Raw genomic sequence first — 13,438 nt, forward strand, 5'->3', positions numbered from 1 at the left:
TTGCGACGGCAGTTCCGCTGCAGCAGCAGAATGGAGTGAGTGTCTGCAAAGCATTCGGCGTAGCGTCGCCGGTGCCGAAACGGTCCGTGGCTTTTTTCCGCCTTGCCGTCCTGAATGAAGCCGGTCGCGGCGTTCGCAATTACAATCGCCAGAATTACCCCGGCACATGGGGGCTTGATTCCGGACAACTGCGATGCCATCCCCAATCATGAGGCATGTCGCATCAGGCCACCCTTTCGTGGGGAATTTGCACGATTAGGCAAAAGCCCTTGCCGGGAGTGCTGTCGATGGTGAAGCTGCCACCCAGAAGGCGTGCCCGCTCCCGGATGCCAAGGAGTCCCAGCGATTTGCGTGGCCCGCTTGCGGAGGAGACCTTGTCCCAGCCCACCCCATTGTCTTGCACCCGCAACACAAGTTGGCCCTCTGACTGGGTGAGCTGAATATGCACGGTGGTCGCGTCGGCATGCCGGACGACATTGCTCAATGCCTCCTGGACAATGCGGAACATGGCGATTGCCGTCTGCGCGGGGACGTCAGCCTCGGCACCGTCCACGCTCACCGCCAATCCGTACCGGTTGGCAAAATCATCGGCCAACCACTCAATGGCAGGAATCATTCCCAACTCGTCCAGCAAGGCCGGCCGTAGGTCACTGGCAATGCGTCGGACCGAGGCAACAGTATTGTCGATGACGCCGTTTATGGCACCAATCTCGTCTAGCAGTCCTGCTGTGTCACGGCCCTCATCGACGTCCGCGCCGAGCATAGCCATGTCCATCTTAAGCGCGCTCAGGCGCTGGCCCAGGTCATCGTGCAGCTCGCGTGCAATGCGGCGCCTCTCCTCCTCGCGGGCAGCGAGTATCCCATCTGAAAGCTGTTGCAGTTCTTCCCGTGAGCGGCGCAGGGCCGCCTCCGCGCGTGCCCGCTCCGTGATATCACGCAGCATCACGGTATATAGCTTCGTGCCTTCGTGGGCCGTTTGCGAGATGGATGCTTCGATAGGGAATTCAGTGCCGTCACGACGCAGAGCGTAGAGTGCCCGTTGACGTCCCATCTGACGATCCGATACGCCCGTGATCCCAAACCGACGCACGTGCTCCTCATGAGCGGCCCGGTAGCGTTCGGGAATGAAGTCGCCGAGGGGGCGGCCAGTCGCGAGTTCGGCGGGCCAGGCGAACAACGTCTCCGCCATTGGATTGAACAGCACTACGCGTTGTTCATTGTCCACGGTGATGATCGCTTCCATGGAGGAGCGGATAATTCCCGCCAATCGCGCCTCGCTTTCCTTCACAAGCTGAAGGCTTCGGTGCAGGGCTTCCTCAGCACGCACGCGTTCGGTGATATCGCGCAGCATCACAGTGTATAACTTGGCCTCGCCGACAGAGATCTGTGAAATGGATGCTTCGATAGGGAACTCGCTTCCGTCCCGACGCATGGCGCACAGCGCCCGTTGGAGTCCCATCTCGCGGTCCGAAACGCCCGTGATCCCAAACCGGCGCACATGCTCTGCATGGGCGGCCCGAAAGCGGTGGGGAATGAAGTCGCTCAGGGAGCGCCCGATTGCAAGTTCGGCCGGCCAGGCGAATAGCGTTTCTGCCATGGGATTGAACAGTACGACGCGCTGGTCACTGTCCACGGTGATGATCGCTTCCATCGAAGATCGGATGATCCCCGCCAACTGGGCTTCGCTATCCGCCACGCGTTGGATATCACTACTCCCTGTAAGCTTCCTCAGCCGGTTCCAGTAAAGTCCCACGGCGAGTCCGATGCCCGCGCCCGTCAAGAGCACCAACGGCGCCAGGAACTGCCGATACCATTCGACGGTAGCCATCAAGAAGCATCCCCCCGCGAGGAGGAGAACGGCCGTCACACTGCCAATCGCCATGGCAAGGGAGTGAGAACGTTCGGACGAAGGCTGCACCTTGCCCGCGGGTGCCAAAGGGTTGCTCATGGAATGGACGATGATTGTCTGAGAGTGCTTCTCGCCCCCCAAATATATAGGGCGGCACCGGCCAAAGCGCAATTTGAACCGAAAATGCGCCGTAATCGCCGCGTGCATCAAGGAGTGAGCGAATACGGCAGTACCGCCGACAGCCACTGCGGGTCCGCGCCGTGCCGAATCATCTCCGTGGCGCCGCGAACCGCGGCCCCTGCAGCCATCGACTATCTCCAGGGCTGGCTGGCGCGCCCTGCCTGCGGCCGAGGCTATTATCGGCCCGGTGCCTGTTGGACTAACATCACCATTACACAGTGCCTGATTCGGCGTGCAGCCGGGATTGCGCAGCCGCCAGCGCGGCAGGATCTGCGATCGCCTGAAGGCATCAGCGGGAGTATCCCAGCAACCGGCGCCAGTTACGCAGGGGATCGGGTTCGCCATGCACATCGGGTTTCGCAAGTTTGACCTCGGCTTGCTGCCAGTCGCGGCCGGCACGCTGGGCGCTGGCTTGCTGCTTTTTGCCTTCGGCGAAGCGCTCGCCGCGAGGCTCGCTTGGGCGGTTGGCGCGCTGGTCGTCGCCGGCGCGCTGATCGTCGCCATCGTGCGGTCGCTGCGCCGGAAGGAAGCGGGCGTCGATGTCCTGGCGCTGCTGGCGATCGGGCTGGCGCTGGCGCTTGGCGAATTCCTCGCGGCTGCCGTACTGGCCCTGATGATCGAGAGCGGCAGGGCCATTGAGAACTATGCGCAGGCCCGTTCCGAGCGGGAGATGTCCGCCCTGCTCAGCCGCGCCCCGCAGTCCGCCAACCGCTTCGAGGACGGAGAATGGCGCGCGGTTTCCCTCGATGTGGTCAGTCCGGGGGATCGCCTGTTGGTCCGGCATGGCGAAGTCGTACCCGTGGACGGCGCATTGCTGGGCCAGGCGACGCTGGACGAATCTGCCCTGACTGGCGAGTCGCTGCCACGGCAGCGACTCCCTGGCGAGACCGTGCGCAGCAGTGTGCTGAACGCCGGCACCCCGTTCGAGATGGTGGCAGCGACCACCGCGGCAGACAGCACCTTCGCCGGCATCGCCAGGCTGGTGCGCACCGCCCGCGCGGAGCGCCCGCCCGCGGCGCGGTTGGCCGACCGTTACGCACTGTGGCTGGTGCCTGTCACCCTGCTCGTCGCCGGGCTTGCCTGGCTTGCCAGTGGTGAACTCGCGCGGGCGCTGGCGGTGCTGGTGGTCGCCACCCCTTGTCCGTTGATCCTGGCCGTTCCGGTGGCGATTGTGTCCGGGGTGTCGCGTTGCGCCGGGCGCGGCGTGCTGGTCAAGGGCGGCGGCGCGCTTGAAAGGTTGTCGCAGGCGGGCATCCTCTTCTTCGACAAGACCGGGACGCTGACGGGCGGAAGGGCCCGCCTGGCGGCCATCGAGAGCGCGCCCGGATGGCCGGCGCCCGACGTGCTGCGCGTCGCCGCTTCGCTGTCCCAGGCCTCCGGGCATGTTGTCGCCGAAGCCATCACGACCGCGGCGCGCGAGCGAGGCCTGGCCCTGGACCTGCCGTCAGGCGTGACCGAGACCGCCGGTGCTGGCATTGCCGGGCGGGTTGGCGAGCACGTGGTGGCGGTGGGATCGCCCGCCTTTGCCGGCGGCGGCGATGCCGGGCCACCGTGGTGCCAGGCCATGTTGCAGCGCGCGGCCTTCGAAGGCGCCTCGGTCTCGCTGGTCACGGTCGACGGCGTGCTGGTCGGGGCACTGCAGTTCGTGGACCTGATTCGCATGGACACCCCGCGCGCGTTGCGCTTGCTGCGCAAGGCGGGCATACGGCGCCTGGCCATGCTCACGGGAGACCGGCTCGACGTCGCCGAGACCGTCGGCGCAATGCTGGGCGTGACCGAGGTCCATGCCAACCTCACCCCCTCGCAGAAGCTTGCCGCGATCGAGGCGGCGCGCCACGACGGCACTGTGCTGATGGTGGGCGACGGCGTGAACGATGCACCGGCGCTGGCCGCCGCGGACGTCGGCGTGGCCATGGGCGCACGAGGTGCCGCGGCATCGTCGGAAGCCGCGGATGTCGTGCTGCTGGTGGACCGGCTTGACCGGCTGGTGGACGCGGTGCGCATCGCCCGCCGGTCGCGCCGGCTGGCCGTGCAAAGCGCCATGGCCGGCATGGGCCTGTCGTTCGTCGCGATGGCGGTCGCCGCGTTCGGCTACCTGCCGCCACTGGCCGGCGCCATGCTGCAGGAGGTCATCGATGTGCTGGTCATTGCCAATGCGCTGCGCGCCCTGCGCGCCGACCCGTCGGTGCCGGCGGAACGCCTGTCCACGGCCGACGCCGAGCGCCTGAACCAGGAGCACGCCGCGCTGGCGCCGCTGATGGAACAGATCCGCAGCCTCGCGGACAGGTTGCCAGCCATGCCTGGCCACGCCGCGGGCACGGAACTGCGCCGCTTGTGCGCATCCCTCAGCGGAACACTTTTGCCCCACGAACAGCACGATGACGCGCAGCTCTATCCGCAACTCGCGCTGCTGGTCGGAGGCGAGGATCCGCTGGCGGCGATGAGCGCGATGCACCGCGAGATCTTCCGGGTGATCCGGCTACTGCAGCGGATGGCGGACGACTCACCGCCGGATGGGCCAGACGCCGGCAGGGTCAGGGAGTACCAGCGGCTGCTCTACGGGCTCGAGGCCGTATTGCGGCTGCACTGCGCGCAGGAGGACGAGCTGTTCCATGCGCTGCGCGAAGATGCGCCCACGGAGTGACGTTCTGCGCCGACGGTGGTAATTGATGGCGAAGCTGAGATGGCGTCACCAGACGGCGGTAACCGCGACGTTGCCGCGCGGCGAGCTGCAAAGCAGCCAGTCGTCCTCCAGCGTCCTCACGGGCAGGCGAAACGTCATGTCGAGTGCCGGGCCGTCGACGGCGATATCGCGGGTCCGGACCCAGCCCTGATAACCAATTGCCAGCCAATAGACGCCCGTGGGAAGCCGGAGATAGAACATCGGCCCGGTTGCGCTCGCATGCAATATCGAGCGCCCGTCCTGACTGGACACGAGGATGGCAGCATCCGGCAGCGGGTCCCCGCGTGCGGCGTCCACCATGGTCAGAGGCCAACGCAGGGTGAATGCTCCTCCTCTCCACAATGGCTGGGAAATATCGGGTTATACCGCCGCGCCCTTGTCAGGTTCCGCTGACAGCCCGGTGCGAACGGCGGACAAGCGCCGTCGCGATGCGCGTACAAGCTGCATGGCAGCAAGCCGACACGTTTTTCGGAACCGGCTGATTTCGGCGTCGCCGGCCGGCAACGATACTGCAGGCATACACGGGGCACACGGTTGCCCTCATCGGCAGGAAAACCGGGACCACCGGGGCAGGAGCGACCAGCACAACAAAGGCAACAAGGGGAAAAGCGATGAGCGACGATCACCACATCGGACACGCACAGCGCCTTGCGGCAATCTCCGCGGACATTCCTCTTGGCGCGCATCTGAAGACGGACCGCCGTGGTTATGTCCACCACGGCATTTATGTCGGCAACGGCGAGGTGGTGCACTATGTCGGGTTCAAAGGTTTCCTGCGTTGCGGCCCCGTCGAAAAGACCACCCTCGCCGGCTTTGCCGGCGGCTACGGCTTTCGCGTCGAGCCGGCCACGCAAGCGAGGTACGTCGAGGCGGAGATCGTACGGCGCGCGACTGCGCGGCTTGGAGAGGACGATTACCGCCTTCTTACCAACAACTGCGAGCACTTCTGCATCTGGTGCCTGTCTGGCGAGAGCCGCAGCGAGCAAGTGGAGGCGCTGCTGAGCCACCCGTGGCGCGCACTGCTGGCTATCGTGGGCGTACTCTGTAGCGCGGCGGGCATCCTGGGGCAGGATCTGGCCGACGTGACGGCATAGGGCGCCGCGGGGCGAGTTGGCAGCCGGAGTCTGCGTGCCGAGGCTGCAGTTGAGGTGGCAGTTCACAACAGCGCAAGGGCGCAGGCGGCAAGGGACATGGAAAGTCAATGGGACGACGCGGCGTTGATGGCCGCCTTGCAGCAGCCGGACGCCTACCCCCACCCGGCGCCGGCAGTACAGGTCATCGAGACGCATATCTCCCGTGTCTTCCTGGCCGGGGACTTTGCTTACAAGGTGCGCAAGCCGGTGCGGTTCGACTTTGTCGACTTCTCCACCGCGCAGGCACGCCGCGACGACTGTGAGACCGAACTGCGCCTGAACCGCCGGTTCGCACCTGCCCTGTATCTGGATGTGGTGCCGATCCTGGCGGGCCCCACGCCCGGCTCGGTGCGCATCGGTGGCGGCGGCATACCGATCGAGCATGCGGTCCGGATGCGGCGCTTCGACCAGCAAGACCTGCTCAGCGCAAGAATCGTTGCGGACCGGCTGGAGCCGGGCCATATCGATGCGCTGGCGCGCAGCATTGCATCCTTTCACCAGGCGCAGCCCCCTGCCGCCCCTTCCGATAGCTTTGGCACGCCGGCCCGCATCGACGCGACGCTTGCGGAGTGCCTGGGCGGCATTGGCCGGCTGACGTCGGCCACGCACCTGGCCAGCCGCGTGGCCCTGCGGGCGCGCAGCGAGGCCACCCGGCTGACGGATGCGTTCCGGGCACGCCTGCGCAACGGCCATGTACGCGAGTGCCATGGCGACCTGCATTTGGGCAACATCGTGCTGCTGAACGGCGTGCCGACCCCATTCGACTGCCTGGAGTTCGACGCCGCCCTGCGCTGGACCGACACCATCAGCGACCTGGCCTTCCCGGTCATGGACCTGCTGCACCATGGCCGACCGGCGCTGGCCTACCGGCTGCTCAACGGCTACCTGGAGCAGTCGGGAGACTACGGCGCGCTGGCCGTGTTGCCCTTCTATCTCGCCATGCGGGCCCTGGTGCGCGCGCGCGTGCTGCTGGAGCGCGGCTGCCAGAAGCACGCCGCGGGCGCGTCCATGGCGCCGGCGCAGGCCGAGGCAGGCAGGCTGCTGGCGCTGGCATGGCGATGCCTCAGCCGCCGTCGCGGGCCGATGGTGCTGATGCATGGGCTGTCCGGCAGCGGCAAGTCCACGGTTGCGGCACAGATGAGCGAGGCCGGGTCGATGGTACGCGTACGCTCCGACGCGGTACGCAAGGGCCTGCACCGCGGCGTGATGCCCGCGGGTGGCTGGTATGCCGCGAGCGAAACGGCACGGACCTACCGACGCCTGCTCGCGGTCTGCCGGCTCGGCTGCCGGGCCGGGATCCCGATGCTTGCCGACGCGACTTTCCTGGTCCGCGCCGAGCGCGAACGCTTTGCTGCCCAGGCGCGCCGCCTTGGCGTGCCCTTCGCCATCGTCACCTGCGAAGCCAGCCCTGAGACACTGCGCGCCCGCATCGCCGCGCGTGCCCGGGCGGGCGGGGACCTGTCGGATGCCGACGACGGCGTGCTGGCGTGGCAGATGCGTGTCCAGGAGCCGCTGACCGAAGCCGAGCGTGCCTGCGTCGCCTCGCCGGGCAGCGTTACGGGCCCCGCCGCACCCGGCTGCGGCTGACGCCAGAGCTCGGCGCCGCCATCTAAAGCAGCGCCAGCACCCCTTGCTTTCACACCAGGGAAGGCCCCATCGACGCTGCTTGACGGAGCGCAATCCACGGCCGGGGGCAGCGCCTACATTCGTCCATACCGGTGCCATGCGCAGAGCGCTCGCGCCGCTCTTTGCAACAAATGCGAGCTCCCATGGACGAACTGAAGCGCATCCCCTACCAGCCCATCAAGGACCTGCTGCCACGCCCCGCCTCCGGCACGAGCGAGCGGGTCATCGCCCTGCCACAGCCGGACCGCACCAATGGCCTGCCGCTGATGGGGGCGCTGTGGCAGCGCATGAGCACCCGCGAGTTCGACGAGCAGCCGCTGCCATTGCAGCAGCTGAGCGAGCTGCTGTGGGCCGCGGCGGGCGTCAACCGCTCCCAGGGCGGCGGCCGCACAGCCCCTTCGCCGCACGGCGAGGCGGTGATCGACGTCTACGCGGCGCTGCCCGCCGGCCTCTACCGCTACGACCCGATCCACCATTGCCTGGTGCTGAAGCGCGCGGCAGACGTGCGCAGCATGACCGGCTACCAGGACTTCGTCGGCATGGCGCCGCTGGACCTGGTCTACGTCGCCAACCATGGCCGGATGCAGGACGTCCCGCCCAAGCTGCACGAGACCTTCGCTGCCGCCGCGGCCGGCGCCATGGTCCAGAACGCCTATCTCTACTGCGCCTCGGCCGGGCTGGGCGCGGTGGTGCGCGGCTGGCTTAACCGGCGCCAGCTGGCCGAGCATATGTCGCTGAACGAGGACGAGGAACCGATCCTGTACCAGACCATCGGGCGTCCGGCTCCGCATGACAGCGCGCCGGTCTAGGCATCCTGGCCGGATCGCCACCACCTGACAACAGGAGACACCGACATGATCAAGAACCTCGGCAGTGCGGAACAGATCCGCAATGAAATTCTGCGGCGTCTGCAGGAAAACGCCGACCTCGGCGACACCTGCCGCGACTGCGACATCCCGTTGCCGCAGCGTGTCGACGCAACTGCCAACGGCGGCTGCAACTGGACCATCGACGCCTTCCCCGCTGTCCCGCCGGCATGCCTGGCCACGGTCAAGGCAGTCACGACCGAAATGATGCGCGAGTACGACCTGCGCTAGCCGGTCAGCGCCAGCCTCCCGGCCGCTGCCGGGGGGGCGACCGTCGCTTTCGCGGTGGCAGCCCGCCAGGCGCTCAGTTGCCCTCGGCGGCATCCTCCGACTGTCACGCATAAAGCTGCTCGTGCCGGCGCTGGCATGCGGTACAGCGCTTCGCGGTCGGATATGCCTGCAGGCGCGAGAACGGGATCAGCTGCTGGCAATCGATGCAGGTGCCGTACTGGCCGTGCTGCATCCGCGCCCGCGCGGCGGCGATGTCGGCCAGTTGCATGCGGTAGTGTTCCAGCATCGCATCGTCCTGCCGCTGCAGGATTTCTTCGTCGGCAAGGTCGCCCTCGTCCCGCGCCTCACGCTGCGCCAATGGTGTCATCGGCGTGTCGGCGGAACCAACGGCGGCATGGATGCGCGCTTCGTCCGCGTCAAGCTGCGCCGCCAGCGAGACGGTTTCCTGCGCTGTGAGCTTGTTCATGACGGATCTCCTGAACCCGCTGGCGCCTGGAGTGCCAGCCGGATGCCGGCTGCCAGGCGCTCTGCTACGGGAATGCGGTTGGATGGGTGCGCAACGGTGTCGCACGTGACAATGTCGGCCGCGACCGCTTGCAGCCTGTCCGGAAGAGCTTGTCCTGGCGCATGTACGCGAGGTATGGCGCCGCCAGTCCGACCCGCACGGCGCCGCCTTCCCTGGCTGCGGCAGCGGGCCACAGCAGCGCGGCACCAGCCTGGCATCCGGACGGTCCAGCGTGCACACGACCATGGCTTCGCAACCGGCCACTGGCTGCAGCAGCCTGACGTAGGATTCGCCGTCGGGAAAGCGCCGGACCTCGGCCTCGCCCGGCCGGCCGGGCAGGCAGGCGGTGATGGCCGCGGCCTGCCGTTCATTGCCGGGCATGGCGAACACGATTGGGTCCATGCAGGCATCCTTGCAGGCTCGCATCCAGGCCTGCCGTGCCCGCGCTAACGGCGGGTGACGGCCAGCGCGACCAGGGCGCCAGCCACGGCCGCGACAGCGGCGACGGAGCCCATGCTCTCCCAGGGATGTGCGTGGACGTAGCGATCCGTGGTGTCGGCCCATTGCGAGACACGCATGCGCGCCGCCTGGCGTTGCTCGGCGAGGCGGCCCTGGAGCGCGTGCAGGCGTGCGCTCAGCTGCGCGCGTGCCTGCGCGGTCTCCACGCCGGCTTCGTCGGCAACATCCCGCAACAATGCCTGTACATCCGCCAACAGCGTGTTGGCATCACGGGCTAGTGCTTCCTTGTGCGGCAAAAGCGCGGCGCGAGTATCGTTCATTTCATTCTCCTTTTCACTGAGTCATCGCCGTGCATCGCACGGCACCATGGAAATCCTGTCGAACTACAAGTTCCCGCCAGCCGCTGCAAAATGCTGGCAGAACCATTTTCCGGCGAGCTCGCCGACCTGTTCCAGCGCACCCGGCTGCTCGAACAGGTGAGTGGCGCCGGGAATCACCTCCAGCCGCTTCTCGCATTGCATCCATGCGGTGGCGCGCGCGTTGAGCTTCAGCACCACCGGATCCGCTTCGCCTACGATCATCAGCGTCGGGGCCTGCAGTTGGCGCAGCGCCTCGTGGCCTGCCAGGTCCACGCGGCCTCCGCGCGCCACCACCGCGTCGATCCGCATGCGCGGCGGCGGCTCAGCGGCGGCACGGATGGCCGCGGCAGCCCCCATACTGGCGGCGAAGTAGCCGAGCCGCAGGTGGCGATCGCGCGTCAGGTGCGCGACCGTGACCGTGGCAGCTTTGAGGCGTTCCCCGAGCAGGGCGATGTCGAATCGCTTCGACCTCCCGGCGTCCTCGTCCGGCGCCAACAGGTCAAACAGTAGCGTGCCCAGGCCCACCCGATTCAGCGTCGCTGCGACCCCGCGGCTGCGCACGCTGTAGCGCGAACTGCCGCTGCCATGTGCGAACAGGACCAGGCCGGATGCCGCTTCCGGCAGGGTAAGGTCGCCTGGCAGCGCGATGTCGCCGATATGGATCCGCACCTGTTCGATGGTGATGTGCTCCATGAGACTTCCCTTCCCCCCTCTTCCTGTCCTTGCCAACGGCCGCGCCACCGTCGCGTCCTGTGCCAGTGCACGTTCAGTTCGGTCTCGGCGATGCCGAGGTCCATCGTCAGCGCTCCCCGCAGGCATGTTGGATGGGGTTGCCGATGTCCCGCGCCAGTTGCATTTCCTTAGTCGTGCTGACGACGGGGCGCGTTCACACTGTTAAAGCTATGCGCCTGCGCGGCCATCGACTTGGGCTGGATCAAACAATGACCAGACACCTGCAGGCGACACCGCCTACATGACCCGCCGTAGCAGGTCGCGCAATGCCCCTCTTCCACCTGGATGAGACCAAGGCGCTGGAGCCGCTGGAGCCCGGGCATCCCGTGCCCGTACTGGACAGCGACCGGCCGGAATGAAGCGCGCCTGTCACAGGCGCGGGGCGCCACCCCGGGCTTGCGTTGCATCAACGTGCGGACCTGCACGGCAACTACCGTAGTAGCAAGCCCGACCCACTGATTGTCAATGCGGAGTTTTTCATGCCTGCCAGAACACTTATCTTCCACCAAGGCGCGCGCCGCATGATGCTGAGCGGCGTGGAACAACTGGCCCACGCGGTCAAGGTCACGCTGGGCCCGGGAGGCCGCAACGTGATCGTGGAGCGGCCCGACATGGTGCCGCTGGTCGCCAATTCCGGCGTGGTCGTGGCGAAGTCGGTGACGCTGGCCAATCCGTTCGCCGACATGGGCGCCCGCCTGCTCTGCGAGGCCGCGGTGCGCACCAGCGAGATCGCTGGCGATGGCACCACCACTGCGACCACGCTGGCCCACGCGATCGTGGCTGAGGGCGTGAAATACGTCGAAGCCGGCCACGACCCCATGCAACTCAAGCGCGGCATCGAGGCCGCCGGCAAGCTGGTCGCCAGCGCCTTGCTGGAAAGCGCCCGGCCCTGCAGCAGTACCGGCGAGATGCGCCAGATAGCCACGATCTCGGCCAGCGGCGACCAGACCGTCGGCACGCTGGTAGCGCAGGCTGTCGAGCGGGTCGGCAAGGATGGCGCAATCAGCGTGGAGGATGGCTCCAAGCTGGACGACGCACTCGACATCGCCGACGGCGCGCTGATCGATCGCGGCTACCTCTCGCCCTTGTTCGCGACCAACGAGAGCCGTGCCGTCGTGCTGGATTCGCCGCTGGTGCTGCTGTGCGACGCGAACATTGCCGCCATCGCGCAACTGCTGCCGGTCCTTGAGGCCGTGAGCCACGCTGGCCGGCCCTTGCTGGTCATCGCCAACGATGTGGAGGGCGAGGCCCTGGCCACGCTCGTGGTGAACAACCTGCGCGGCGCGCTGAAGAGCTGCGCAGTCAAGTCACCGGGTTTCGGCGACTCGCGCACCGAGCAGCTGGGCGACCTGGCCGCGCTGACCGGCGCCACGGTGGTCTCACCGCAGGCCGGCATCTCGCTCGAGCACGTCACGCTGGAACAGCTTGGCGAAGCCCGCCGCGTGGAGGTCAACAAGGACACCACCACCCTGATCGGCTCCGGTGACGAACGCCCGCGCGTGGCCGAGCGCATTGCCGCCCTGCGCCTGCGCCTGGACGAGGTGCGCTCGGACTATGAGCGTGAGGCGCTGCAGCGGCGCCTGGCCCGGCTGGCCGGCGGCGTGGCTGTGATCAAGGTGGGTGCGGCCACGGAGAGCGCGCTGCACGAGCGCAAGAACCGCTTCCAGGATGCTTTGCACGCCACCCGCGCCGCGGTGGACGAAGGCATCGTCGCCGGCGGCGGCGTGGCGCTGCTGCGCGCCCGCGCTGCCCTCGAAGCCTGGCAGGCACCGAACGCCGAGCAGGCCGCCGGCGGCCACATCGTCCACGCGGCACTGGCCGCGCCGATGCGGCAGATCGCCGCCAACGCCGGTGCGGATGCCGACGCAGTGGTGCACCAGGTATGCGTCGGCTCGGGCACGCTCGGCTACGACGCCGGCACCGAGCGCTATGGCGACATGCTGGAACTCGGCGTGATCGACCCCGTCAAGGTGGTACGCACGGCCCTGCAAAATGCCGTGTCGATCGCCTCCCTGCTGCTGACGACGGACTGCATGATCGCGATTCAGCGCAGCCCCGCCGGCCAGGGCGATGCCGGCATGCGCACGGGGTCGTCGATGTTCGGCGAAGAATACTGAGCAACGGTGCAGGCCTGAGCTAGCCGGGCCTGACTTCGATCTGGTTGACGACCGCGCTGACGCCCGGTGCAGACCAGGCCGCTTCGAATGCCGCCTCGCGCTCGGCCAGCGTGCGCAGAGTGCCGGTCAGCGTCACCGCGCCATCCCTCACCGTCACGGTTACCTGGTCGGCGTCGCTGGCAGCCTGGCGTGCGATGGCCGCCTGGATCCGTGCCGCCACGTCCTGCTTGTCGGCACGAGGCCGGATGGCGAGCGCATTGGTGACCCCGACCACGCCGAACAGTCCGGCCACGGCGTGCTCGGCGGCGGTGCGCTGGTAGTACCAGTCGACATCGCCGCTCAGGGTCACCACGCCGTGTTCGACCAGGATCCGGATACGGTCGGCCGGCACCGTCGCATCCCAGGACAGCACGTTGGCAGCGGCCCGGGCGATGTCGGCATCGGTGCGGCGCGCATCGTCGGGCAGGTGAACGTCCAGTTCCACGGCCAGCGCCCGCACGCCGGGAATGCGCCTGACGGCCGCTTCCGCCGAGTACTTCTCGGCAAAGGTTCCAAGGTGCCCGGTCAGCGTGACGACGCCGTCCTGGACCTGGACCCCGATCTCGTTGCCATGGACCGCAGGATCCCAGATCAGCGCCTCGGTCACGTCCTGCTGCAGCTGCCTGTCGCCCTTCATGGGTGCCCCCCGCTTGTGCGCG

General features: G+C 67.6%; 13 protein-coding genes. 6 read left to right on the forward strand and 7 right to left on the reverse strand.

Translation table 11 applies throughout. The annotated features are described in order from the left end of the window. Both AC3WRI_RS11995 and AC3WRI_RS12000 read right to left on the reverse strand, forming a co-directional pair. The coding region (locus AC3WRI_RS11995) for a hypothetical protein (RefSeq protein ID WP_492293361.1) at positions 1-200 on the reverse strand (200 nt) is incomplete at its 3' end. 23 nt (positions 201-223) lie between these two features. Continuing rightward, positions 224-1,828, reverse strand: coding sequence for a PAS domain-containing sensor histidine kinase (locus AC3WRI_RS12000; protein WP_492293383.1), 1,605 nt, complete (start codon positions 1,826-1,828; stop codon positions 224-226). Between the two features lie 544 nt (positions 1,829-2,372). Between AC3WRI_RS12000 and AC3WRI_RS12005 the strand changes: the two genes are divergently transcribed. Further along, positions 2,373-4,673, forward strand: coding sequence for a heavy metal translocating P-type ATPase (locus AC3WRI_RS12005; RefSeq protein WP_492293362.1), 2,301 nt, complete (start codon positions 2,373-2,375; stop codon positions 4,671-4,673). 45 nt (positions 4,674-4,718) lie between these two features. Here AC3WRI_RS12005 and AC3WRI_RS12010 read toward each other — a convergent pair whose 3' ends face one another. Continuing rightward, positions 4,719-5,012 (reverse strand): hypothetical protein, encoded by a 294-nt coding sequence (locus AC3WRI_RS12010; RefSeq protein WP_492293363.1) that lies wholly within the window; start codon positions 5,010-5,012, stop codon positions 4,719-4,721. A 311-nt stretch (positions 5,013-5,323) separates the two neighbouring features. Here AC3WRI_RS12010 and AC3WRI_RS12015 point away from each other — a divergent pair, with 311 nt between their 5' ends. From AC3WRI_RS12015 to AC3WRI_RS12030, 4 genes are all read left to right on the forward strand, one after another. Next, entirely contained in the window at positions 5,324-5,806 is a 483-nt protein-coding gene (locus AC3WRI_RS12015; RefSeq protein ID WP_010809972.1) for a lecithin retinol acyltransferase family protein, read from the forward strand. Positions 5,807-5,902: 96 nt separating this feature from the next. Next, complete coding sequence (locus AC3WRI_RS12020; RefSeq protein ID WP_492293364.1) at positions 5,903-7,432, forward strand: bifunctional aminoglycoside phosphotransferase/ATP-binding protein; 1,530 nt, start codon at positions 5,903-5,905, stop codon at positions 7,430-7,432. Between the two features lie 182 nt (positions 7,433-7,614). Then, positions 7,615-8,280, forward strand: coding sequence for a SagB/ThcOx family dehydrogenase (locus AC3WRI_RS12025; RefSeq protein WP_492293365.1), 666 nt, complete (start codon positions 7,615-7,617; stop codon positions 8,278-8,280). A 45-nt stretch (positions 8,281-8,325) separates the two neighbouring features. Next, a complete protein-coding gene (locus AC3WRI_RS12030) occupies positions 8,326-8,568 on the forward strand; it encodes a hypothetical protein (RefSeq protein ID WP_010809969.1) in 243 nt (80 codons plus the stop codon). A gap of 103 nt (positions 8,569-8,671) precedes the next feature. Here the strand turns inward: AC3WRI_RS12030 and AC3WRI_RS12035 are convergent, their stop codons facing one another. From AC3WRI_RS12035 to AC3WRI_RS12045, 3 genes are all read right to left on the reverse strand, one after another. Then, positions 8,672-9,034 (reverse strand): TraR/DksA family transcriptional regulator, encoded by a 363-nt coding sequence (locus AC3WRI_RS12035; protein WP_454750947.1) that lies wholly within the window; start codon positions 9,032-9,034, stop codon positions 8,672-8,674. A gap of 485 nt (positions 9,035-9,519) precedes the next feature. Next, a complete protein-coding gene (locus tag AC3WRI_RS12040) occupies positions 9,520-9,852 on the reverse strand; it encodes an ElaB/YgaM/YqjD family protein (protein WP_010809966.1) in 333 nt (110 codons plus the stop codon). A gap of 63 nt (positions 9,853-9,915) precedes the next feature. Then, complete coding sequence (locus tag AC3WRI_RS12045) at positions 9,916-10,584, reverse strand: dienelactone hydrolase family protein (protein WP_010809965.1); 669 nt, start codon at positions 10,582-10,584, stop codon at positions 9,916-9,918. A 518-nt stretch (positions 10,585-11,102) separates the two neighbouring features. Between AC3WRI_RS12045 and groL the strand changes: the two genes are divergently transcribed. Continuing rightward, entirely contained in the window at positions 11,103-12,740 is a 1,638-nt protein-coding gene (gene groL / locus AC3WRI_RS12050; RefSeq protein WP_010809963.1) for a chaperonin GroEL, read from the forward strand. 19 nt (positions 12,741-12,759) lie between these two features. Here groL and AC3WRI_RS12055 read toward each other — a convergent pair whose 3' ends face one another. After that, positions 12,760-13,416, reverse strand: coding sequence for a BON domain-containing protein (locus AC3WRI_RS12055; protein WP_010809962.1), 657 nt, complete (start codon positions 13,414-13,416; stop codon positions 12,760-12,762). Positions 13,417-13,438: the final 22 nt, after the last annotated feature.

The sequence above is a fragment of the Cupriavidus sp. FW305-27 genome (assembly GCF_058787995.1).